The organism is Lewinellaceae bacterium, from assembly GCA_020636105.1.
Classification (GTDB): Bacteria; Bacteroidota; Bacteroidia; order Chitinophagales; family Saprospiraceae; genus BCD1.
Genome location: JACJYL010000001.1, coordinates 1,279,083 through 1,301,826, shown reverse-complemented (window position 1 = coordinate 1,301,826; position 22,744 = coordinate 1,279,083). Strand labels below are relative to the sequence as shown.

Here is a 22,744-nt window from a genome sequence, read left to right as displayed (position 1 = left end):
CTGATCAAACGGGTCAAACGGTTCGAAACGGATCTTTTTAAAGGCTATATAAAACCCTGTTTTTTTTTTAGTCAGCATTGACAAATTCCGGAGCTTTTACCGGAACAAACCAACCTTTTTCCTGTTTTCGCCACCCTCCCAAAAAAAAGGCTGTAGGCCTTGTTTTTACTGACTTTTATTTTGAAACTGGGTGTCCCGTGGTTAAATTTGACCATGTTTATCCGGAAAAAGAAAAATAAATCAGGAAGCCAATCGGTCCAAATCATCTCCAAAGCACGAGGTAAGTATAAAGTTATCACCACCATCGGGAGTGGAAAAACAGAGCAGGAACTTCAACGGCTTCTTTATATTGCGCAAGAAGAGCTTGAGCGGTTGACAGCGCAATCAAAGTGTCGGATGACCAACAAGCAGAGCTCTACCGAATTATACGGAGTTTTTTTTAGGGTGTCCCATTGGCGAAAACAGGAGTGGTCAAAAAAAAATCCGTTTCAATCCGTCTAATTCGTTCCATCAGTGTTCTATCTTACTGGGGGAAGGATAGAACACTGATCAAACGGGTCAAACGGTTCGAAACGGATCTTTTTAAGGGCTGTATAAAACCCTGTTTTTTTTTAGTCAGCATTGACAAATTCCGGAGCTTTTACCGGAACAAACCAACCTTTTTTATCTTCAATGTCACCAACCCGAAGGCTGTCGATTTCTGCTTTGATCATCGGGCCAATCTTTCTGTCTTCGATAGCAGGAAGGGTAAGAATCCTGTCTTTGTAACCAAGTTCAGAAATATGGGCGACGACCACCGCGGTGCCTGCTCCGAAAATTTCTTCCAGCGTGCCATTGTCATAAGCTTCGACCACCTCAGCAATGTCCAGTGGCCGGACTTCAACGTCGTACCCTTTGTCCTGGAGTAATTCGATGATGCATTTCCGGGTAATGCCTTTGAGAATAGCCCCGTCCGTAGCAGGAGTGATCACTTTTCCGTTGATCACGAAAAAGATATTCATGGTACCAACTTCCTGGATGTAACGGAATTCATGACCGTCCATCCACATGACCTGATCGAATCCTTTTTGTTTGGCGATTCTGGCGGGTAGCAGTGAGCCGGCGTAATTACCGGCAGCTTTAGCTTCTCCGGTACCTCCTTTAATGGCTCTTACATAATGCTGTTCAGCCAATAAACGAATCGGTTTTGGATAATAAGGACCGACCGGGCCGGTCATGATAATGAACTTATATTTTGAGGATTCGCCCACCCCGATGAACTCATCGGTAGCGATCATAAAAGGGCGTATATAAAGGGCACTTCCTGCCTGGGGAGGAATCCATGCTTTATCAATATCTATCAAAGTATTCAGGGCCTGCAAAAACAAATCTTCCGGGACATTAGGCATGCACAACCTGTCTGCAGACAGGTTCAATCGTTTGGCATGTAATTCCGGTCTGAGCAGCATAGGAGTACCATCGTGGTATTTCGATGCTTTCATGCCTTCAAAAATGGCTTGCCCGTAATGCAAAACCATAGCAGCCGGATTCATTGTAATGGGACCATAGGGAACGACCCTTGGATTTTTCCACGCTCCGTCTTCATAGTCTGCGACGAACATGTGATCAGAGAAAATTTTTCCGAAAGGAATATTATTAAAATCAGCGGAAGATAGGCGGGAGTCTTTAGTTTTAGTAACTTTGATGTTGTAATTCATAAGTCATGTTTTTTGCAAAGTTTACAAAAAATTTTGAATTTACCAAAATCAAACCAACGTTTCGGTTGTAAATTTTGATCTTTATTTAAAGTGTAAAATAATATGCCGTACGATAAATTAAAAACGGACTCGGGGTTTATGGATTTTTCGCTATATAATTTGCCCGATGTCAACGATTCAAGCCTTGTTTTCCATGGAGATGGAAAAAAAAAGGTCATGGTCATAGCCAATGAGAATGACGTAGAAAACGATCTTGAATTTTTACGAAATGTACTCTCTCCGCTTGGCCTTCAGGAACAAGATGTCTTCCTATTAATAACACTCAAACCAGCACTTAGTTTTACAGAATTATGTCAAAATTACGACTTCAATAATCTAGTTTTGTTTGGGTTAACCCCATTGCAAATCGGGCTTCAGGTCCAGGCAAAATTATATCATCCTTTAAATATAAGTAAAAAACAGATAATGTTTGTGGATGGAGTAGAATTATTTATGGAAGAAAAGGCAAAAGGAGGCACTCGTCCCAAAGCCAAACAATTGTGGGTGGCGCTGAAGTCTTTTTTGGTTTTCTGATTTCCCTGGTGGGATAATTTTTTAAAATTGAATAATGAAAAGAATAGTTTTCGCTACCGGTAACCCTCATAAGGTAAGAGAGGTGAATCAGGTTTTGCCGGATGTTATTGCTATTGTGGGATTGAAGGACATTAATTGTTTGGAGGAGCTTCCTGAAACCTCTCCTACACTGGAAGGCAATGCCCTGGAAAAAGCACGTTATGTTTATGAAAATTATGGCGTGGAATGTTTTTCCGAGGATACGGGATTGGAGGTGGACGTCCTGAATGGGGATCCGGGTGTTTATACAGCGCGTTATGCCGGAGAAAATTGTACGCCTGAGGATAATATCGTTCTGTTGCTTAAAAATATGGAAGGCAAAATGAACAGGAAGGCGCGTTTTCGTACCGTCATTGCGTTAATCATGAACGGTAAAGAACACCTCTTCGAAGGAATAGCTAACGGACATATCAGCGAGGTTAAGCGGGGGGCAGGAGGATTTGGTTATGATCCGGTATTTATTCCTGAAGGTTATGACCTTTCTTTCGCAGAGATGCCCCCTGTCGAAAAAAACCAGATCAGCCATAGAGGTAAAGCCGTAAAAAAACTGATTGCTTTTTTAGAGCAGATGTAATATGAAAAAGAAGACCGTCATTTGGATATTATTGATTCTGGCCGTGTTGTTTGGTATCGACAGGGGGGTAAAAAGGGCCAAAACCGATCTCTTCGATACGACCTTGATCCATATTGACACTTCTGGAATTGATGCCATTAATATTTCCTTTCCTGCGGCAGATTACCCCTTGATCTTTGTCAGGGAAGCGAATGCCTGGATCGTTTCACAGGGGTACTTAAGCGTAAAAGCCAAACCAGGTTCCATGGATCATTTATTAAGTTACCTGGCCCGGATACGGGTGGATAAGATCGTTTCCGATCTTCCCGGGCAATGGCTGGAATACGGCGTGGGAAAAGAACAAGGGGTGAGAGTCGAGGTGTTTGCCAACCAGGAAAAACTGGAGGATTTTGTTCTGGGAATGATGGTTTCCCCTGCCAGCAAGGGTGGGGCAGCGGATTACATAAGGCTTTTTGATCAAAAAGAAATCTATGCCGTAAAAAAGGATCAGGCTGCTTTTACCTTACCTGCTTTTGAGTATTATCGGAGCAAACAATTCCTGTTGTGGCCCGAAATTGAGGCAGTAGAGGAAATATCCCTCCTAACACCCGACACGACCTTTGTTTTGACGGCATCATCAGGAACCTGGAAGCTGGGAGACGATTTCACCCTTGATTCGATCGGGATGGTCAACTACCTCAATGGGTTAAAAGATCTTTCCAGTGAAAATTTTGCCGACGATTTTGATGAAACAAAAGGGAATGAACTGCTTTATAAAAGCCTTGTTTTTAAAGGAAATACTGATTCTGTTCCCCTGACCATAAACTGTTACCGGGATACCACCCGGGAAAAGACGTTTATTTTGTGCTCCGGTTATAACCATGAGTCATGGTTTGAAAGCGATGCTGCGGGTTTGTATAAAATAGTTTTTTCAAAATTGGAACAATTGCTAAATATTGGTCAATAATGCACAGCGCACCTAATCTCAATTCCAAGGCTTTTATACCAAACACTATAAGTTAAATTAGATCCTTTATTTTGTTACCGGTAATCATGTTTAAAAAATTAATCAATTATCATGGGTGATCCTCTTTATACTTTTTTGCCGACTCATTCTTCCGACCAGATGACTTTTTGGGGAAGTTTTATTATCGTACTGATTGCTGCCGCAGCCTTGTTTTATTTGCTGAGGAAGAAGAGTGCAGGAGATGCCTACCGCCGTCAAATGTTGCTGGCGATGCTTGTGTTTTTTGCAATGATCATGTCTGCAGTGACGGCTTTTTTTAGTTTTTGGAGTCTGCGTAAAACAGGACCGGTTTATGTTTATGAGCAAAGTATTACGACACCTTACGGCAATGCGGAGTTTAAAAACATTAACAAGGCTTATATTGATTTAAATAAGCAGCAATCATTGTTGAACCCGGGAACTTCCACGAAGAGTGTCAGAATGTTGTTCCTGGAAGAAAGCCACGGAAAAATTCATGTTTTGAGTGAAGAAAACTACGATATTGATCAAATTTTTATGAGAATGAAGTCTTTGACGACTGGTAAAGTGGAAAAAGAATAAAAATATCCTTCCCTGACCTATTTATTCCCGGCAAAGTTTAATTTTGCACCACCATGAAAGTATATAGAGATTTAAAGGATTTGCCCAAATTCAATAAGGCGGTAATAACTATAGGTTCCTTTGACGGCGTGCATTGTGGACATCAGAAAATCATTGAGAAAGTTTGCCAGGTAGCCGAAAACATCGGTGGCGAAAGTGTGGTCATTACTTTTCATCCTCATCCACGCCAGATTATCTATCCGAAAGACAATACGCTGGAGCTGATCAACACCATTGAGGAGAAGATCAGGCTGTTTGAACGAATAGGGTTGGACCATGTAGTGGTGGTTCCTTTTACCATTGAATTTGCCCAGCTCAGCGCGGATGAATATATCCATAAATTCCTGATCGAAAAATTTCACCCTGCTGCAATTGTCATTGGGTATGATCACCGATTCGGCCTGAATCGACTGGGGGATTTCAATTATTTGAAATATCATTCCGCAGCGGCGGGTTATGACCTTATTGAGATTAAAAAACAAACCATAAAGGATATTTCCATCAGTTCCACCAAGATCAGGAATGCGATAAAAGCAGGGGATGTTACAGGGGCTACGGAATTGCTGGGGTACCATTTTTTGCTTACCGGAAAGGTGGTTCACGGCCATAAAACGGGCACCAAAATGGGATTTCCGACCGCCAATATCCAGATTGAAGAGAAAGCGAAGATCATCCCGCCCATTGGGATCTACGCCGTTTATGTGTGGCACGAGCTGAGGAAGTATAAGGGGATGTTGTATATTGGAAACCGGCCGACCATCACCGAAAAAGGCGAAACGACCATAGAAGTCAACATTTTTGATTTTGACGAAAATATATATGGTCATTCTCTCGAAATTGAACTGGTCGATTTTATCAGGGAAGACGCCAAATTCAAAGACCTTGACGGGCTGAAAAAACAACTGGAAAAGGATAAACAAGCCAGTCTGGAATGCCTCATTGAAGAAGAGCGGGAGGCAGTAAAAAAAAAACTGCCGAACATTTCCATCGTCATCCTAAATTATAACACCCAAAAGTACCTGCAACAATTCCTGCCCGGGGTGGTGAGTAATGCTCCGCCCGGCTCGAGGATCGTCGTGGCGGATAATGCTTCTGAGGACGACTCCATTGAATTTGTGAAGACAAATTTCCCAAGGGTAAGCTGCCTGGAACTGAATAAAAACCATGGGTTTGCACAAGGGTATAACCTGGCGCTTCGGGAAGAGGAAGCGGACTATTATGTATTATTGAATTCAGATGTGGAAACTCCTAACGGATGGCTTGAGCCTATCCTTACTTATATGGAGGAACATCCGAAAGTGGCGGCCTGTCAGCCTAAAATAAGGGCTTATGCCAACCGATCCTCTTTTGAACACGCCGGAGCCAGCGGCGGGTGGATGGATATTATGGGGTATCCTTTTTGCCGGGGGCGGATACTGAATGCTTTGGAAAAAGACGAAGGACAATACGATGATGCCCATGAAATTTTTTGGGCTACCGGAGCAGCGATGGTTATTCGTGCAAAACTGTTCCATGATATAGGGGAATTTGATGGCGACTATTTTGCTCATTTTGAGGAAATTGATCTTTGTTGGAGGCTTAAAAAAGCAGGATACGGAATTGCCGTGGTTCCTCAATCGGTAGTGTATCATGTTGGGGGAGGCACCCTCAATTATGTGAGTCCCTTGAAGACTTATCTAAATTTTAGAAATTCGCTTTACACCCTCTTTAAAAACGAATCAAAAAGGAACCTGTTTTGGATCGTTTTCTTCCGGCTGATACTGGATGCTGCCGCAGGTTTTTTATTTCTCACCCAGGGGAAATTTAATTTTATCTGGATGATCATTAAGGCTCATTTAAAATTTTATTCGCAGTTTCCGAACCTTTTTCGAAAAAGAAAACAATACAAGGCGTTAATTGAAAAAGTAAGGATAGGAACCTGGAACAAAAAAGGGCTTTATCGGGGAAGTGTGATATGGAATTTTTATTTCCGGAACAAAAAGAAGTTCTCAGAATTATTTTAAGAGCTTGTCTAAAATTCCAACAATTGGCTGCAAGCGGCAAATTTCATCCTGCTCTGCGTTAAAAAGCCTCGCCTTACCTTCCAGGTATGCCTGCGTTTTTTGCCTTGATCAGAATAAAATTTGCTCACTTTCGCTCAATCATGGAAATTTAGACAAGCTCTAAGAAGGTTTCAATAATCAGTCGCCTGCAGAGGGTTAAATTTTAAAATTATATGCAAAAAAAAGCAGACATTATTTACCAGGACGAAGATATGGTGGTGGTGAATAAGCCAGCGGGAACGCTGACTATCCCCGGCAGGTCTCTTGAGGCAGGAGATAGTTTACTGGAGTTGTTGAATAGCGAATTCGAAAAATGTTACACGGTACACAGGCTTGATCAACTTACCAGTGGGGTGGTTTGTTTTGCAAAAACCAAAGAAGCCCACCAGAATCTTTCCATGCAGTTCCAGGAAAGAAGAGTGAAAAAGATCTACCAGGTGTTGGTAGAAGGGAACCTTGATCAGGATGAAGGAGAGATCAACAAACCTATAGGCCAGCATAAAACCATTGCCGGAAAAATGACCATCGCACCAAAAGGCAAAGAGGCACTGACCTTCTACAAGGTAGTGGAGCGGTTCAGGAACTTCACTTATTTGGAGGCAGACATCAAAACAGGACGTACCCACCAGATCAGGATTCATTTTCAGTCTATAGGCCATCCACTGGTGGTCGACAGCCTGTATGGAAAAAGAGATGCGCTTTTCCTTTCCGATATTAAGACACGTGGATACCGTCCGGGCCAGGAGGAGGAGGTGCGGCCTTTGATGCAGCGCAATACCCTGCATGCAGCAAAATTGACCTTGTTTCACCCGACTACAGGAAATGAAATGACTTTTGAGGCCCCGATGCCCAAAGATTTCAGGGCAGTTATGAATCAGCTCAGAAAATGGGGTGTCAAAAGAGTTTGATGCGCCGAAGTACGGACTGGATGGGAGGAATTGTAAATAAATAATGGGAATATCCTGAGGGCGATGTTGTTACAAAACCAAAACGGGCCTTTTTTGGAGATTTAAAAGAAGGCGTTTTCTCTTGGGATAAGCATAAAAAAAGCCGTTGACCTTAGGTTAACGGCTTTTTTTATGCTTCAGCAATAATTCAGGTATATTTTATTATTAACGGGATTAATAATTCAAAACCCTGAATTCAACACGACGGTTAATGGCATGCTGGGCTTCTGTACATTCAACTCCGTCAGAGCAGTTGTTCTTAAGTCTTTCTTCACCATAACCTTTGGAAACAAGACGGTCAGGAGAAATTCCTTTGCTGATCAGGTAGTTTACCACTGATTTAGCCCTTCTTTCAGAAAGGTCTTTATTGGAAGCTGCACTACCTCTTGAATCCGTATGTGCGTTGAGTTCGATTTTTGTACCGGGGTTATCAACCATCAATTTCAGTAACTTTGTATCGATGATTGATCGGGCAGTTGAGGTAAGGGCTGCACTACCTAAATCAAAGTTGATAGGAAGGACGTTGTACTCCAACAATTCACAATCAATGGGTTTGTATTCTGTAGTTCCGCCTTTAGTAACGAGAACCGTTTTTGATACGGTGGTATATTCAGCGGCTACCGTTTCTTCGACAACAGTTTCATCTTTAACCAGAACCGTTTTTGTGATTTCCTTATATTCGGCGGGAATGGGAATCTCCTTGACCTCTGCAGGTTTTACAATGACTTGTCTGGCGTATCTTGCTGTTTCTTTCTTTACCGGAGTAGGGTTGGTAGACGCATCTTTGGCGAGGGTTCTGATGCCTACGGTAGTAGATTGAGGATCATATGCTCTGAAACACCATACCTGACAATCGGCGGGATTGTCAGATTCACAGCCTTCGAATACCTGAGATTCCCAGCGGGTTACCTTTGGATAAATCTCAATCACTTCTTCCCCGTCTTTAAAGGAAGCAGGGGTGATGGCAAGTTTATTGAAACCGTCTTTTGAATCATAATCCACGTACTCTGTTTTATACTCAGCAGGGGAAAATTCGTAACGAACAGAAGCTTCCTTTACCATAACTCTTTCTTTGACCTCTTTATATTCTGCCGGTACGATAGTCAGGCGCTTGTAGGCTGGTCTGACCATTACAGAAACTTCTTCTGTTTTAAAAACGTCGGGAGTTACGCACCGAACCCAACAAGAGTTTTCCTGAGGGTTAGAGGGCAGATCCTGGGCAGTTGCTACCATCCCTGCTCCCAATAGGATCAAGACTAAAATCACTAATTTCTTCATATTACGTTTTTGATTTGATTAAAATTTTTTATTTAATAAAGATTGAATAAATAATCTTTAATATGGATTTTATGGCAAATCAGGTGAAATGTTCTTATGAGTAAGGTGCAATAATGTAAGGTTGGGATAGCCATCATAAAGTGATGACTCAAAATGCAATGCAAAGTTAATATTCAAATTAAAGAATGCCAAGGATATCATAATTTTTTTAAAAATTAGCCATTGATATTTCAGGGCTATTATCTTTGCAGCAATAGTTTTTAGTATAAATTGAAACATGATTGAACAGACGCATCAGCAGAAAAATTGGTATTATTTCCTGGTTTTGGCGATACTTGGGGCTGTTTTTTTTATTCCCTTTTTGGGAGGTGTGCATCTGTTTGACTGGGATGAGATCAATTTTGCTGAAATAAGCAGGGAAATGTTGCTGACCGGGGAATATTTCCGGATAAAGCTCAATTTTCTTCCTTTTTGGGAAAAACCTCCCTTGTTTTTCTGGTTGCAGTCTCTTTCCATGGCGGCATTCGGGGTCAATGAATTTTCTGCAAGGTTACCTAATGCCCTGATCGGTATCGCGACTTTACTCATCTTATTTAATATCGGTAAACGCCTTAAGGATGCCCGGTTTGGGTTTATTTGGGCCGTCGCCTATTTTGGCAGTGTGCTTCCCTTCCTTTATTTTAAATCAGGAATCATTGATCCGTTGTTTAACCTGCTGATCTTTTTGAGTTTGCATTATTTTATCAAAGGATCATGGCAACGTGACCCAAAGGAGGAAGTCCAAACTCAAAAAAAAGGGTGGAAATATTTATTGCTGGCGGGGTTTTTTATAGGCCTGGCTATGCTGACAAAAGGCCCTGCGGCATTCATAATATTGTCTCTTTGCCTGGGGGTTTACTGGTTATTCGTGCGGTTCAGGTTTTTTGTGACCCCTTTGCAATTTCTTGCCGTTTGTGGGGTGGCGGTACTCACTCTCGGGCTTTGGTTCGGACCGGAAACCATAAAGAACGGCCCCTGGTTCGTCCAGGCTTTTGTGAAATACCAATACAGGCTATTCAGTACCCCCGATGCAGGACATGGAGGATTTCCCGGCTATCATTTTATCGTTTTACTGGTGGGGTGTTTTCCGGCCTCTGTTTTTGCCTTCCGCGCCTTTTTTAAACTGCCCAAAGAAAAAGAATCCCCCGCACAGGAGAATTACCGGCTTTGGATGAAAATCCTGTTTTGGGTGGTGGTCCTTCTTTTTACGATTGTAAAATCCAAAATTGTCCATTATTCTTCCCTGGCCTATTTCCCGATAACTTATCTCGCTGCAGTGGTGGTGGATAAACTGCTCAATGGAGAAGTCAGGTTTGGCAAAGGCATGAAGGCGGGAATCGCCCTGGTAGCCCTTCCATATATTGCGGCAACCTTCTTTTTGCCATACCTGGGCAGAAATTTACAGATAATAAGACCTTTAATCGATGATCCTTTTGCCCTGGGAAATCTTGAGGCGGATGTTTATTGGACAGGGTGGGAGGTTTTACCCGGCGTTATCCTGATGGCAGTGGTGATTGCTTTTTTTGTGCTTTGGGGTCAAAAAAGAAAAGAGTTGGCCTTTAAGATTCTCTTTGGCGGAACCTCCGTTTTTGTTTTTTCTATGCTTATTTTTTTCGTGGGCAGAATTGAAGGATATTCCCAAAGGGCCGCCATTTCATTTTTTGAAGATAAAATAGGGGAGGATTGTTATGTGCACAATTTTGCCTATAAATCCTATGCCCAGTTGTTTTACACTAGAAAAAAAGTACCCGTTAACCCTAAAAGCAATGATGAAAACTGGTTGCTGGAAGGAGATATTGATAAAGACGTTTATTTTATCACCAAAATTCACAAGAAAAAATTTATGCCCGTCAGGGACGATATCGTCCTGATCGGGCATAAAAATGGTTTTGTTTTCTATAAGAGAAGTGCGGTAAAGTAATTTTGCGGCCCTTTCCGGCTCATCTCTTTCTTTTGTCTCAGCCTCTCAGCGCTTCGATCTCCTCCACCGTTTTGGGAACAGGATCGCCGAGCACCCGGTGACCATCATGGGTGATGAGTACATTGTCCTCAACTCTTATACCTCCGAAACTCCGGAGCGCCTTGAGCTTATCGTAATTGATGAATGCGGCATGTTTTTTATCCGACTCCCACATATCAATCAGCTCAGGAATAAAATAGATGCCCGGCTCCACGGTGAGGACATACCCGGGTTCAAGCGCTTTGGCCAGCCTGAGGGAACGTAAACCGAATTGTTCGCTTCTTTTTTGGCCTTCGGCATAGCCTACATAATTTTCGCCGAGATCTTCCATGTCGTGCACATCGAGTCCGAGCATATGCCCCAGCCCGTGTGGGAAGAAAAGTGCATGAGCCCCGGCAGCTACCGCTTCATCCATATCTCCTTTCATAATGCCCATGTTTTTCAAGCCGTCAGCGATTATTTTTGCAGCGGATAAATGAGTGTCCATATATTTAACGCCGGGTTTAAGGGAAGCGATGGAATTGACTTCGGCCTCCAATACAATATTGTACACCTCTTTTTGCAGGGCGGTGAATTTTTTGTCTACCGGGAAGGTTCTGGTCAGATCGCCGGCATAGTGCATTTTTGATTCAGCGCCGAAATCACCCAACACCAACTGGCCGGGTTGAAGGGTATTCCCGTGATAATGATTGTGAAGGATTTGACCGTTTACGCTAAGGATCACCGGGTAAGCTGTTCTCATTTCAAAAGCCGAGGCGATGCCTTCCACGATGCCTGCGAGCCGGGCTTCCTTGATCCCCGGCCGGGCGGCTTTGATGGCCGCAACATGCATGGCACCAGTGACATTCACTGCCTTTTCCAATTCGTGGATCTCTTCTTCGTTTTTGATGGAAGCCTGGGCGACAACGGCTTTAATCAGCACTACGGACGCCTTATCGGTTACCTGGTTCAGGTCAATATTCAGCCATTGGTGCAATTTGATAATATTTTCAGGCCGGTAAGGAGGCAGGTAGTGTACTTTGCGTTCTTTTTTGGAAGCTTCGGCGAGATAAGGCTTTAAAGCGGAATAAGCGGCAGTATGACTTACTCCCACCGCAGCGGCCTGGTCGGCAAGGGCTGGGTGAGCTCCCATCCAGACGATATGCTCCACGCTGAGGTCATCACCGAAAATAGTCGTTTTTTGTTCGTCAATATCAATGATAGCGGCCAAATCCGGTCGGTCAATTCCGAAAAAATAAAGGAAATTACTGTCTTGGCGAAATGGATAAACATTGTCCTTGAAATTGATGCTGCTTTCCTCGTTTCCCAGGATTAAAATGAGTCCGGATTGTACCTCTTTCGCCAACCTTTCTCTGCGCGTTGTATAGGTCTGTGTCTTGAACATTTCTATTAATTGGTTAAGTTATTGAATATCTATTATGGTAAATAGTGGTTTCTGTAAAGCAAATTATCCCTGCCTTTTTTTTAATTCATCCCTGATCAAGGCAGCCCTTTCATATTCTTCATGCTCAAGGGCCTTATCAAGCATTTCCTGAAGTTTACTGATGGGAAGGTTGGAAAGCCCCATTGTTCGTCCGGGTCGATCCTCTGTGGTTTCCGGCATAGGGTTAAAAACAATACCGGCTTCGTCCATTACTTTGGGGATGGCATAAATAGGACATTTGAATCTCACCGCCAATGCTATAGCATCGGAAGTCCTGGAATCAATGGTGAAGGAATTGCCGTCCCTGGTTTCACAATAAACGGTAGCGTGGAATACACCATCCCTGATGTCGGATATGATGATTTCTGTTAAAGTTGCTCCCAATTTAAGAATGAAATCCCGAAAAAGATCATGGGTAAGCGGCCTGTGGTGAGGGATGTTTTCGATAGCAATGGCGATAGCCTGGGCTTCGAAAGCACCAATAACAATGGGCAACTGGCGATTTCCCTTTTCTTCTTTCAGAATAATCACAAAACTGTTGGTTTGGATTTCACTGGTTGCTATGGCAGCAATGTTGAGTAAGATTTTATCCATCAGAAATGAGGTTGATTACCTTGAGACTTGAAGATACAAAGGTTCTGTGGAAAATGAAACTTTTTACTCAATTAAAGGTCAGCCAAACTCATTGATACCCGTTAAAGCAGATCCTCCATTTCCAAATTCATTCTGGCAGAGGACAGTTCGCTCAGCGCGTGCTGATCTCCCAGTTTTTTGGCGACGGCTATACCGAGATCATAAACTCTGAATGCTTCCTCATTTTGATGTCTGTCGGCATGGAGTTGGGCCAGATGGAAATAAGCTCCTACATAATCAGGATTATTTTGCAGGAGAGTGGAATAATATTCCAGTGCTTTCTCTACCTCTCCAGCGTTTTCATATTCTTTCGCCAATGCAAAACGAACAAAGGAATCTTTAGGGTTTTGCTCCAACAGATCGAGTAATTGTTCAAGGCGTGCCATAAGTCAGATTTTTAAATTGGTAAAAAGAATATCATTGATTCTAACTGATTTTAGGAAATTTGATCAAAAAAGAAAGTGTTTCGATTTCCTTTCGCAATAAAGGAAAAACTTTTTAAAAAAAAACACATGAATTTCTTTTAGGTTGTCGTACACATAAAAAGCCTTGCTAAAAATGTTACTTCTGCTTCTATCCGACAAATAGAATGTTGATGTTGAAATGCATTAGCGAATTTTCGCTAATGAGGTTTTTTTTTGTTTTGGATTTACTTATCTTTGCACACAAAGTTCTAACCATTCATAATAATTACTATAAATGAAAATATTAGTTTGTATTAGTAAGACGCCGGACACTACAGCCAGGATTTCCTTCAATGCAGAGGGGACGGCTTTTGATTCCAGTGGAGTTCAGTTTATCATGAATCCCTACGACGAGTGGTATGCATTGGTCAGAGCCCTGGAACTTACGGAAGCTGCCGGAGGTACGGTCACTCTCCTCAATGTAGGCCCGGCAGCTAATGATGCCGTGATCAGAAAAGGACTTGCCATTGGGGCCAATGATGCGGTGCGTATCGATGCCGAGCCGAATTCCAGTCTTTACGTGGCCAAGCAGATCGCTGCTTATGCGGACAATGAAAATTATGATCTCATTTTTCTTGGGAAAGAATCCATTGATTACAATGCCTCTGAGGTAGGTCCTATGGTGGCAGAATACCTGGACATGCCTTTTATTTCTTTTGGAGTAAAAATGGATTTTGCCGGAAATACAGCAACCATTGAGCGGGATATTGAGGGCGGAACTGAAATCGTCGAAGTATCTACGCCTTTTGTGATCAGCGCCGCAAAAGGTATGGCAGAACAGCGCATTCCCAATATGCGTGGCATCATGATGGCAAAAAGCAAACCTTTAAAAGTGGTTCCCCCGGTGGATTTTCAGGATCCCGTTCAGGCTGTTCATTACGAATTGCCTCCTGAAAAATCAGCCGTGAAGCTGGTAGATCCGGAAAATATGGATGAATTGGTTCGCCTGCTTCATGAAGAAGCTAAAGTGATCTGATGAAGCGATAAAAGAGGAGCCGGAGAACACACGCCTGGTGGCAGGTAATTATTTCAAAAAATTAAAAATCTGAATAATGGTATTAGTATTCGCGGAGAGCCAGAAAGGAATATTCAAAAAAACCGCTTTTGAGGCGGTAACCTATGGATATAAAACTGCCCAATTGTTGGGAACGGACTGTGTAGCACTCACCCTGGGCGATAATGATAATGGAGGAGAACTGGGATTGTACGGTGCATCAAAAATATATAATGTAGCAGGGGTTTCTGCTGAAAGAGTGGATAGCCAGGCCGATGCAGCGATCATTGCGGCGGCGGTTGAAAAGCTGGGCGCCGATGTGGTCATAATGAGCCACAATTCTACCGGAAAAGCATTGCTTGGCAGGCTTGCTGCAAGGTTCAATGCCGGCTCGGTAGCAGGGGCTATTGCGCTTCCTGTGGTGGACGGTGGATTTAAAGTGAAAAAATCCGTTTATTCTGCCAAGGCATTTGCCGATTTTGAAATCAAAACAGCTATCAAACTGATCTCTGTAACGGGCAATTCGATTCCGGTGGAAGTATCCGGTAGTGCAGGTGTTGTGGAGCCCCTGGATGTACCGGTTCCGGTATCCAAAGTTACTTTAAAAGAAATCAGTATGATGGACGGCGGTCAGGTGCCGCTGCCAGAAGCTTCCCTGGTGGTTTCCGCCGGCAGAGGAATGAAAGGCCCTGAAAACTGGGGAATCATCGAAGAACTCGCTGAAGTGATCGGTGCTACCACCGCCTGCTCCCGCCCGGTGTCGGATTCTGACTGGCGCCCTCACCATGAGCACGTTGGACAAACCGGCCTGGCTATTCGCCCGAATTTGTATATCGCCGTCGGCATTTCCGGAGCCATACAGCACCTCGCAGGAGTCAACAACTCCAAAACAATCGTGGTGATCAACAAGGATCCTGAAGCGCCTTTCTTTAAAGCCGCTGATTATGGCGTGGTGGGCGATTTGTTTGAAGTGGTCCCCAAATTAACAGCAGCCTTCAAAAAATTCAAGGCTTAACCAATAAGTGAGACCGGGTCGTCAATCAAGTTTTTTGAATCTTCTTAAGCTTCATTAACTTAACGACCCGGTTTTTCTCAACGATCAAAATGGTCTAATAATTTTCTATTTCCCTTACTTTTTCCAATAGCCATTCGCGCTCGGGTAACACCGTTTCTTTTTGGATTTCCTCGCCAAGGATTTTTACGGCTTTTTTATCATAAGGGTTGATCTTGTGAATCTTGTGAACATAAAAAAGGATGTTTTTCCATATCTGGTAATGATAGCCTATCCTTTTTTTGCGTTGGATAAATACACGCATAGATTGGAGGAGAGAATCAAGACTGTCAGATTCCTTTAGTTCGAAATAGACCTTCAATTGCAGGATCTTTGCGGTCATATGGCTGATGAGGTCTTCGTAATCGGCATTTTGAAGATGCGATAAAGCTGTTTTGAAATCTTTTTTGAAAAATGCCAGACGAGCCATATTCAGACTGAAAGCGGCAGTCCGGTAGGAAGGATCCAGGTAGTCTTTATAATGATGAATAAAGTGCTCTACCCACAACAGGTCGTCCTTTCGTAAGGCAATGGCTACGATATTGTTGTATGTAAACCGGGACAATTTTCCATTTTCAAAAAGCAGTTCCATTTCCAGTCCTTTTTTGTACATATCAAGGGTTTCGAGGAAAAAGGCCGGTTGGTTTTCATTGATTTTTTTAATACAAAAATTGAGGGACAAAAGGTAAATGTCTCTGAACTCCTCCCGTGTAAAATGACTGCTCTGATGGAATAGCTGTTTTTTGAAGTGCTCAAGTTCCCGAATGCCTCCTGTTTTGAAAAGAATAATAAAACTAAAATACAACTTGATCGGAGGAATACTTTTGTAAGGTTCCTTTTGAGCCAGGGCCATAATATCATCGAAAAGAATGGAATCGTAAACTACGTTATAAACGGCCTGGTGGGAAAGGGTGAAACAAGCCTGTCGCAGTTTGGTGCTGATGTAGGCAATATCGAGGTATTGTTCGACTTTTTCAAGATTCAGGGCTTTTGATCGCCCCGTCTCTGAAAGGGAAAGGTATTGTTGATACTCCATTTGAAATCTCGTGAAATAATAGTCGGGATTTCGAATAGTTTGTTGCTCCATTTGCAGGTTGACCTTCTTCAGGCTTCTGGTGAAATTTCGATCGAGCTTTTTTGCCCTGAATGTAGTGATCAAAAGCTTTTCAGACTCGTCGCTATTTTGAAGGCTGGTTACGGCCAGGAAAGTCTCCAGTTGTTTATACAACCGGCTGAGCGTAAGTCGCCAGTGTTGATCATCAAAAGGTCCTTCCGGAAATACTGCCTTGAAAATATCTTCCTTAATTGGAGCCTCCACTGATTGTTGGATTGACCGGGTCAACACCTTATTCAAAAGCATGAGGTCCTGACGGGAGTTGAAAAAAGGAGAGGCAAGGAATTGCTCAAATGATTTCAGTTCTTTTTTTGACAAACAAGCATAAATATCCCAGACGAGTGATTTTTTCATCTAAATGTATCGGTTTGTGTTGTACAAAATGATTTATGAAAGTAAATTAAAATTTTCATAAAATATATTATTTCAATTATTTATACATTATTATATACTTATTTATTGACAAAAAAATATTATTTTAATTGTACAAATTAAAAATAATGTTCTTGTATGCTTCGTATTTTAGCCCAATTTTTGTTCAGACAAAATAAGAAATCAGGTTCTTCCGCCAGGAAGGGTGGTGGAGCCGGTAAAGAATCTCGAGCAAAAAAGTAATAAATATGACTATACTTACACAAGCGCTAAAAGGTGTTTTAACATGGTTCTTTTTCATGGTGACTCTGCTTTTGCCAATGAAAGCGAGGACACAATGTAATCCAGAGGCGGATTCCCTGGTTTTGGTTGAATTTTATTACGCCACCAATGGCAACTTTTGGACGATTAATTCCAATTGGCTGGATCCTATTGCGCCAATCAGCCAGTGGGAGGGCGTGACGGTTAATGAAGAAGGGTGTGTGACGGAACTCAACCTGGTATACAACACTATGCAGGGATTCATTCCCGAAGGACTGGGTAATTTATCGGAGCTGAGGGTCTTGAACCTCGGACATAACCAGCTGACCGGCACCATTCCTGCATCCATTTGGGAACTCCCTCAATTGACCGAGTTAAGTCTTTGCGGAAATCTGTTGACGGGGCAGATTCCCGAAGCCATTGCCGGTCTCACCAGCCTGACTCATTTGTGCCTGGGCGAGAACCAGTTCAATGGGATGTTACCTGACGGGCTGGGAACTCTATCTGAATTGGTTTATTTGAATTTAGCAAAAAATGGTTTCCAGGGGGAAATTCCTCAGGCGATATGGAATTTTGAAAACCTCACGGACCTTTTGTTGTCCGATAATGAACTCACCGGAACGATTCCTGAGGATCTGTCCAGCATTATGAACTTGAAATCGCTGGATTTGTCCATTAACAATATGACAGGAGATATTCCTGCGGGAATATGGGAATTGACCAATCTTGAATTTTTGCTGCTTGGAGAAAATGATTTTACAGGAACGATTCCTGCCTCCGTGGGGAACCTTACTCATCTGCGTCAATTGAACCTGGGGTATAATTTACTTACAGGGGAAATTCCAGTAGAAATTGGTAACCTGTCCAATATAAAAGTGCTGGACCTCAAAGGAAACGAACTGACGGGGATTATTCCCCCGGTAATAGGTAGCCTGAATACTTTACAACGGCTCGATCTTTCCGCAAATCCATTGACGGGAACTTTGCCGCCGGAACTGGGTAACCTCGAATTACTGCATGAACTTAATATTTACAATAACCATCTTTACGGGCCTATTCCCGTTGAGCTGGCCAACCTAAGCAACCTGTCGGAGCTTCGGATCAGCCATAATTCATTTTCAGGAACGATCCCGCCGGAACTGGGTAACCTGACCAATCTTTCGGTGCTTTTTTTGAGCTACAATAATCTGACCGGGAGTATTCCTACTGAATTGGGGAATCTATCAAACTTGTCCCAGCTTTTTTTGACCAATAACGACCTGACGGGGTCCATCCCTCCTGAACTCGGCAACCTTACACAATTACAATACCTGTTGTTAAACACCAACCACTTGACTGGGAACATACCGGTAGAATTATGCAGCCTGGAGTTTTTATCTCAGTTGCAAATAGGCAACAACCTACTATCGGGCCCTTTGCCGCCAGAGTTGGCCAATATGCCCAACCTTTTTTTACTTGTCTTGGCTAATAATCAATTTACAGGTTGTTTTCCGCCTGAGTATGAGGTGTTTTGCGCTCCAGGCCGGAGTCTCAATATCATTGGAAACCCGGGTTTGCCGGGAGGAGGGGATTTTGAAGCCTTTTGCACCTTAGGCGCCGGAAACTGCGATTACTCCATCACCGGCCATGTGATCTACGATGAAAACCAAAATTGCCTTGGGGAGCCTTCAGAAATATTGCTTCAGAACAGGATGGTCAAAGCCGGTGCTCCGAACGGGGACTATTTTGGGTGGACAGATGTTGATGGGCGTTATGAAATTTACCCGGCGCCGGGGGCTTACGGGGTAGAGGTGTTGCCCGGGGGGCCGTATTGGCAAGAAAGCTGTACCGGGGTGGCGCCTGTATTCATTACAGGTGAAGTTCAACTTGAGACCATCGATTTTTTTCCTGAGGCACTCATTGATTGTCCGTATCTAACGGTAGATATTTCCAGTCCTTTTGTGAGGCGATGTTTTAACAATACTTCCGTAGTGAATTATTGCAACACTGGAACTTTGGTCGCAGCAGATGCTTATGTAGAAGTGACCTTTGATGATTTGGTCACCATAGATTCCTCCTCGATCAATATCACTAGCCAGGTGGGCAATACTGTTACTTTCAATTTGGGGGATGTGGGGGTCAATGAATGTGGTTCGTTTTACATTTATTACACTTTGTCCTGTGATGCGGTCCTGGATCAGACGATCTGTGCTGAGGCGCATATCTTTCCGGATTCTTTGTGTCAGGAAATAGCCCCTTCCTGGTCGGGCGCCACGGTTGAGGTGAAGGGAAGCTGTGAAGGGAATGAGGTTCAGTTTACCATTAAAAACACAGGAACCGGAGATATGCTCATGGATGAAACCTATATCGTTATTGAAGACGGCATCATTTTGTTTTCGGAACCGGAACCGTTTTCCCTGCCAAGTGGGGAGGATTTTCAGATAAGTTTTGAAGCCAACGGCTCGACTTATATTTGCCAGGCTACCCAGGTGGACAATCATCCTGTGAGTTTCATGCCTTCCGCTTTTATAGAAGCCTGCGGAACCAATGAAGAGGGAGCCTTCAGTACAGGATATGCAACACAGTTTCCAGAGGATGACCATGCCCCGTTTTTGTCCATCGATTGTCAGGAGGTGATTGGTTCTTACGATCCTAATGACAAACACGGCTATCCCAAGGGAGTAGGGGAGGAACACTACATCGAGAGAGGGCAGGACATTGAGTACCACGTACGCTTTCAAAATACCGGAACGGATACAGCATTTACCGTTGTCGTAGAGGACGTTTTAGCCCCTGAATTGGATATCTCTAGTTTGAGGCTAGGTTCAAGTAGTCATCCGTATAGCCTTGAAATTCATGGAGTTGACACCCTGGAGTTCACCTTTAACAATATACTTCTTCCGGATAGTTCCGCCAATGAACCCGGGTCACATGGATTCCTTAAATTTCGGGTCAGCCAAAAACCTGGCCTGCCTTTGGGAACGGTGATTGAAAACACGGCGGCCATATTTTTTGATTTTAATGAAGCCGTCATCACCAACACCGTAACCCATAAGTTGGGAGAAAATTACCTGGAAGTGGTTGCTGTTCCGGAGCTGATGATTCCCGGATTAAAGGTCACCGTTGCACCAAACCCGGTTTCTGAATCAACGATTTTCGAATTCTCGGGGATGGATTTTCAAAAAGGTGAAATTTTCATTTACAATACCCTGGGAATCCTGTTGCGAAAGGAATCTTTTGATACTGAGTATTTTACCTTAGTCAGAGGAGGACTGGAAGAAGGGGCCTATTTGTATGAAGTCATTATAGACGGGCGCAAAGGATTTATAGGAAAATTATTGGTCCACTAACTTTGGCAGGTTGGAAACATGAGACATCCCGAATTTTATCTGATAAGATGAAATTCGGGATGTCCTATTTTAAACGAATTAAGCTGCAACAACACTCCATTCAATACACCTCAGGAACGAAATTCTGTTCCTCGATCGGTGTACGCACGTAACCTTTGCCTTTCTCCCGTGGAGGAAGTTCGACGATTTTCTGTTTCACATCCTTATAGGGAACCTGGCTCAGGAGGTGGGCGATGCAATTCAGCCGGGCTCTCTTTTTATCATCGGCCTCGACGACGTACCATGGGCAATATTTGGTGTCAGTATAAGAGAACATTTCGTCTTTCGCCTGGGAATATTCGACCCATCTTTTCCTGGATTCAATATCCATGTTGCTTAATTTCCATCTTTTGGTCGGGTCTTTTAATCTGCTTTGGAATCGCTTTTCCTGTTCTTTTTCGCTGACTGAAAACCAGTATTTGATGATGATGATCCCGGAATGGATCAGCATCCTTTCAAATTTGGGGCAGGCTCTTAAAAAATCCCAGTATTCCTCATTGGTGCAGTATCCCATAACCCGTTCCACGCCGGCTCTGTTGTACCAACTCCTGTCGAAAAGCACCATTTCGCCGGCGGCAGGCAAATGAGCCACATAACGTTGGAAATACCATTGTGTCTTCTCTCTCTCAGTAGGTGTGGCCAGGGCAACCACTCTGCAAACCCTGGGATTCAGATTTTGTGTAATCCGGGTGATGGTGCCCCCTTTTCCTGCAGCATCCCTGCCCTCAAAAAGCACGACCACCCGAAGCCCTTTTTCATGGACCCACTGTTGAAGTTTTACCAATTCTATTTGGAGATTTGCCAATTCCTTTTCGTAAACTCTCTTTGCCAGTGTTTTCTTTTTTGTATTCATTGTTGATTGGTCTGTTTCTGTATTTTACAAATATCAAAGATAAGGAATAGAAGGTTGGGATAAAAAAATACAGAGAAATTTAGAATCAATAAAAATAAAAACCGGAGGAGCATATAAGTTTAAGATCCCCCGGTTTTTATATGATAAATCAAGGGGCTAACTATTTTCCTCGTTCGTATTTTTCGCTAAACTTCCGGTAGAGGTATTTTTGCTTGTCTTCCAGACTGATCTGACGGCCCTGGATAAAGGCCTTTTCCACCTCGCTGGTGCGCATATCCAGCGCGTCACCCGAACTGATGAAAAGGGTGGCATCTTTCCGGACCTCAATGGTCCCCAATCGGTTTTCGACCCCTAAAATGCGGGCAGCATTCAGCGTTATGGACTGAAGGGCTTTTTCATAGTCGAGTCCGAAAGCAACGGCCTGGCCAGCCTGGTAACTCAGATTGCGAACTTGCCAGTCACCTCCAATGCTTAGGCAAAACAAAACGCCTGCCTTTTCCAGCATGGCAGGGTTTTTGAAGGGCTGGTCTATGTTGTCATCAGCTCTCTGCGGCAGACTATGGGGCAGATCCAGTATGACGGGAACATTATTTTCTTTGAGCAGATCAGTCACCCGCCAGGCTTCGTATCCTCCGACAATGACTGCGTTTAGACCGTATTTCTTTGCAAATAAAACGGCCAGTGAAATGGACTGCGCATCGTCAGTATGGATAAATAAGGACTGACTTTTGTTAAAAAGCCCCCGCATCGCTTCAAATTTTAAATTTTGAGGATCATGGGCCGTTTTCTGAGCATAAGCTTTGGCTTCTGCAAAAAGGCTTTCCAAAGCGGATAATTGCTCTCCGTATTTTTCATCCTTTTTTACGGTTCCGGCCCTGAAGTTAAAGGAGAACGGACGCGGCCAGTTCAAATGAATGCCATCGTCAGTCTTTAGGGCGGCATCTTCCCAGTTCCATGCATCCAGGTGGACCACCGAGGAACTCCCTGAAATCAACCCGCCTTCCGGGCAAATCTGGGCCGTTAACACACCATGATTGCGAACCGTAGGAATTATTTCTGAATCGGTATTATAGGCAATGATCGAACGAACATTAGGATTCAGATCACCGACTTCCCGGGAATCCCTTGTGGAACGAACAGCTCCGATCTCAACGAGCCCCAGGTCTGTATTGGCCGCAATAAAACCCGGATAAACATGTTTCCCGGTTGCTTCAATCACCTCATATGCGTCCAGGTTTTCGGTGCCCTTGTTGGCTTCCACGCGGGTAATTTTCCCCTTATCAAAGGCAATCAGGCAGTTTTCTATTACACGTCCGTTCCCCAGGTGGGCCGTTGCTCCGACAATGCAAATGGGGTTTGGCTGGGCAGGCGCGGGTACCGGGTTTTGAGCCATAAGGCTAAAAGTGAAAAATATGATGGTGGCCGTTAAGGCTATTTTGAAATGGTTCATATTATTTTGTTTTTAAATCAAAGTAAA

The 22,744-nt window shown here is 43.4% G+C and carries 19 protein-coding genes; 11 read left to right on the top strand and 8 right to left on the bottom strand.

Features of this window, described 5'->3' with window-relative positions:
* Window positions 1–159: 159 nt before the first annotated feature.
* On the top strand, window positions 160–501 hold the full coding sequence (locus H6571_04785) for a hypothetical protein (protein ID MCB9323040.1): 342 nt from the start codon (window positions 160–162) through the stop codon (window positions 499–501).
* Between the two features lie 110 nt (window positions 502–611).
* Here the strand turns inward: H6571_04785 and H6571_04780 are convergent, their stop codons facing one another.
* On the bottom strand, window positions 612–1,697 hold the full coding sequence (locus tag H6571_04780) for a branched-chain amino acid aminotransferase (GenBank protein MCB9323039.1): 1,086 nt from the start codon (window positions 1,695–1,697) through the stop codon (window positions 612–614).
* A 138-nt stretch (window positions 1,698–1,835) separates the two neighbouring features.
* On the opposite strand from H6571_04780, the gene H6571_04775 reads away from it, so the two are divergent.
* The 6 genes from H6571_04775 to H6571_04750 all read left to right on the top strand — a co-directional run bounded on the left by H6571_04775 (window position 1,836) and on the right by H6571_04750 (window position 7,418).
* Entirely contained in the window at window positions 1,836–2,270 is a 435-nt protein-coding gene (locus H6571_04775; GenBank protein MCB9323038.1) for a hypothetical protein, read from the top strand.
* Window positions 2,271–2,301: 31 nt separating this feature from the next.
* Window positions 2,302–2,883, top strand: a complete 582-nt coding sequence (locus H6571_04770) for a non-canonical purine NTP diphosphatase (GenBank protein MCB9323037.1) — start codon at window positions 2,302–2,304, stop codon at window positions 2,881–2,883.
* Between the two features lies 1 nt (window position 2,884).
* Complete coding sequence (locus H6571_04765; protein MCB9323036.1) at window positions 2,885–3,829, top strand: DUF4340 domain-containing protein; 945 nt, start codon at window positions 2,885–2,887, stop codon at window positions 3,827–3,829.
* A gap of 111 nt (window positions 3,830–3,940) precedes the next feature.
* Window positions 3,941–4,429 carry a hypothetical protein gene (locus H6571_04760; GenBank protein ID MCB9323035.1) on the top strand — a complete coding sequence of 163 codons (489 nt, stop codon included), beginning with the start codon at window positions 3,941–3,943 and terminating at the stop codon, window positions 4,427–4,429.
* 53 nt (window positions 4,430–4,482) lie between these two features.
* Window positions 4,483–6,471 (top strand): bifunctional riboflavin kinase/FAD synthetase, encoded by a 1,989-nt coding sequence (locus H6571_04755; GenBank protein MCB9323034.1) that lies wholly within the window; start codon window positions 4,483–4,485, stop codon window positions 6,469–6,471.
* A gap of 212 nt (window positions 6,472–6,683) precedes the next feature.
* Window positions 6,684–7,418, top strand: a complete 735-nt coding sequence (locus H6571_04750) for an RluA family pseudouridine synthase (GenBank protein MCB9323033.1) — start codon at window positions 6,684–6,686, stop codon at window positions 7,416–7,418.
* Between the two features lie 213 nt (window positions 7,419–7,631).
* Here H6571_04750 and H6571_04745 read toward each other — a convergent pair whose 3' ends face one another.
* On the bottom strand, window positions 7,632–8,735 hold the full coding sequence (locus H6571_04745; GenBank protein ID MCB9323032.1) for an OmpA family protein: 1,104 nt from the start codon (window positions 8,733–8,735) through the stop codon (window positions 7,632–7,634).
* A 277-nt stretch (window positions 8,736–9,012) separates the two neighbouring features.
* Between H6571_04745 and H6571_04740 the strand changes: the two genes are divergently transcribed.
* On the top strand, window positions 9,013–10,695 hold the full coding sequence (locus tag H6571_04740) for a glycosyltransferase family 39 protein (protein MCB9323031.1): 1,683 nt from the start codon (window positions 9,013–9,015) through the stop codon (window positions 10,693–10,695).
* Window positions 10,696–10,732: 37 nt separating this feature from the next.
* Here H6571_04740 and H6571_04735 read toward each other — a convergent pair whose 3' ends face one another.
* The 3 genes from H6571_04735 to H6571_04725 form a co-directional block, all read right to left on the bottom strand.
* Window positions 10,733–12,118 carry an aminopeptidase P family protein gene (locus H6571_04735; protein ID MCB9323030.1) on the bottom strand — a complete coding sequence of 462 codons (1,386 nt, stop codon included), beginning with the start codon at window positions 12,116–12,118 and terminating at the stop codon, window positions 10,733–10,735.
* A 63-nt stretch (window positions 12,119–12,181) separates the two neighbouring features.
* Complete coding sequence (locus H6571_04730; GenBank protein ID MCB9323029.1) at window positions 12,182–12,751, bottom strand: bifunctional nuclease family protein; 570 nt, start codon at window positions 12,749–12,751, stop codon at window positions 12,182–12,184.
* Window positions 12,752–12,852: 101 nt separating this feature from the next.
* Window positions 12,853–13,176, bottom strand: coding sequence for a tetratricopeptide repeat protein (locus H6571_04725; GenBank protein ID MCB9323028.1), 324 nt, complete (start codon window positions 13,174–13,176; stop codon window positions 12,853–12,855).
* Between the two features lie 313 nt (window positions 13,177–13,489).
* On the opposite strand from H6571_04725, the gene H6571_04720 reads away from it, so the two are divergent.
* Together H6571_04720 and H6571_04715 are read left to right on the top strand one after the other, a co-directional pair.
* Complete coding sequence (locus tag H6571_04720; protein MCB9323027.1) at window positions 13,490–14,230, top strand: electron transfer flavoprotein subunit beta/FixA family protein; 741 nt, start codon at window positions 13,490–13,492, stop codon at window positions 14,228–14,230.
* A gap of 76 nt (window positions 14,231–14,306) precedes the next feature.
* Entirely contained in the window at window positions 14,307–15,263 is a 957-nt protein-coding gene (locus H6571_04715) for an electron transfer flavoprotein subunit alpha/FixB family protein (protein ID MCB9323026.1), read from the top strand.
* Window positions 15,264–15,357: 94 nt separating this feature from the next.
* Here H6571_04715 and H6571_04710 read toward each other — a convergent pair whose 3' ends face one another.
* A complete protein-coding gene (locus H6571_04710) occupies window positions 15,358–16,767 on the bottom strand; it encodes a hypothetical protein (protein MCB9323025.1) in 1,410 nt (469 codons plus the stop codon).
* 266 nt (window positions 16,768–17,033) lie between these two features.
* On the opposite strand from H6571_04710, the gene H6571_04705 reads away from it, so the two are divergent.
* Entirely contained in the window at window positions 17,034–20,375 is a 3,342-nt protein-coding gene (locus H6571_04705; protein MCB9323024.1) for a hypothetical protein, read from the top strand.
* A 100-nt stretch (window positions 20,376–20,475) separates the two neighbouring features.
* Here H6571_04705 and ppk2 read toward each other — a convergent pair whose 3' ends face one another.
* On the bottom strand, window positions 20,476–21,267 hold the full coding sequence (ppk2, locus tag H6571_04700) for a polyphosphate kinase 2 (protein MCB9323023.1): 792 nt from the start codon (window positions 21,265–21,267) through the stop codon (window positions 20,476–20,478).
* Window positions 21,268–21,427: 160 nt separating this feature from the next.
* Window positions 21,428–22,660 carry an amidohydrolase family protein gene (locus tag H6571_04695; GenBank protein MCB9323022.1) on the bottom strand — a complete coding sequence of 411 codons (1,233 nt, stop codon included), beginning with the start codon at window positions 22,658–22,660 and terminating at the stop codon, window positions 21,428–21,430.
* Window positions 22,661–22,744 lie beyond the last annotated feature (84 nt).

Bases quoted from the DNA above. Each gene is read 5' to 3' on its own strand.
- H6571_04780 (MCB9323039.1), bottom strand. From the start codon at position 1,697: ATGAATTACAACATCAAAGTTACTAAAACTAAAGACTCCCGCCTATCT.
- H6571_04775 (MCB9323038.1), top strand. From the start codon at position 1,836: ATGGATTTTTCGCTATATAATTTGCCCGATGTCAACGATTCAAGCCTT.
- H6571_04765 (MCB9323036.1), top strand. From the start codon at position 2,885: ATGAAAAAGAAGACCGTCATTTGGATATTATTGATTCTGGCCGTGTTG.
- H6571_04760 (MCB9323035.1), top strand. From the start codon at position 3,941: ATGGGTGATCCTCTTTATACTTTTTTGCCGACTCATTCTTCCGACCAG.
- H6571_04755 (MCB9323034.1), top strand. From the start codon at position 4,483: ATGAAAGTATATAGAGATTTAAAGGATTTGCCCAAATTCAATAAGGCG.
- H6571_04750 (MCB9323033.1), top strand. From the start codon at position 6,684: ATGCAAAAAAAAGCAGACATTATTTACCAGGACGAAGATATGGTGGTG.
- H6571_04745 (MCB9323032.1), bottom strand. From the start codon at position 8,735: ATGAAGAAATTAGTGATTTTAGTCTTGATCCTATTGGGAGCAGGGATG.
- H6571_04740 (MCB9323031.1), top strand. From the start codon at position 9,013: ATGATTGAACAGACGCATCAGCAGAAAAATTGGTATTATTTCCTGGTT.
- H6571_04735 (MCB9323030.1), bottom strand. From the start codon at position 12,118: ATGTTCAAGACACAGACCTATACAACGCGCAGAGAAAGGTTGGCGAAA.
- H6571_04730 (MCB9323029.1), bottom strand. From the start codon at position 12,751: ATGGATAAAATCTTACTCAACATTGCTGCCATAGCAACCAGTGAAATC.
- H6571_04725 (MCB9323028.1), bottom strand. From the start codon at position 13,176: ATGGCACGCCTTGAACAATTACTCGATCTGTTGGAGCAAAACCCTAAA.
- H6571_04720 (MCB9323027.1), top strand. From the start codon at position 13,490: ATGAAAATATTAGTTTGTATTAGTAAGACGCCGGACACTACAGCCAGG.
- H6571_04715 (MCB9323026.1), top strand. From the start codon at position 14,307: ATGGTATTAGTATTCGCGGAGAGCCAGAAAGGAATATTCAAAAAAACC.
- H6571_04710 (MCB9323025.1), bottom strand. From the start codon at position 16,767: ATGAAAAAATCACTCGTCTGGGATATTTATGCTTGTTTGTCAAAAAAA.
- H6571_04705 (MCB9323024.1), top strand. From the start codon at position 17,034: ATGACTATACTTACACAAGCGCTAAAAGGTGTTTTAACATGGTTCTTT.
- ppk2 (MCB9323023.1), bottom strand. From the start codon at position 21,267: ATGAATACAAAAAAGAAAACACTGGCAAAGAGAGTTTACGAAAAGGAA.
- H6571_04695 (MCB9323022.1), bottom strand. From the start codon at position 22,660: ATGGCTCAAAACCCGGTACCCGCGCCTGCCCAGCCAAACCCCATTTGC.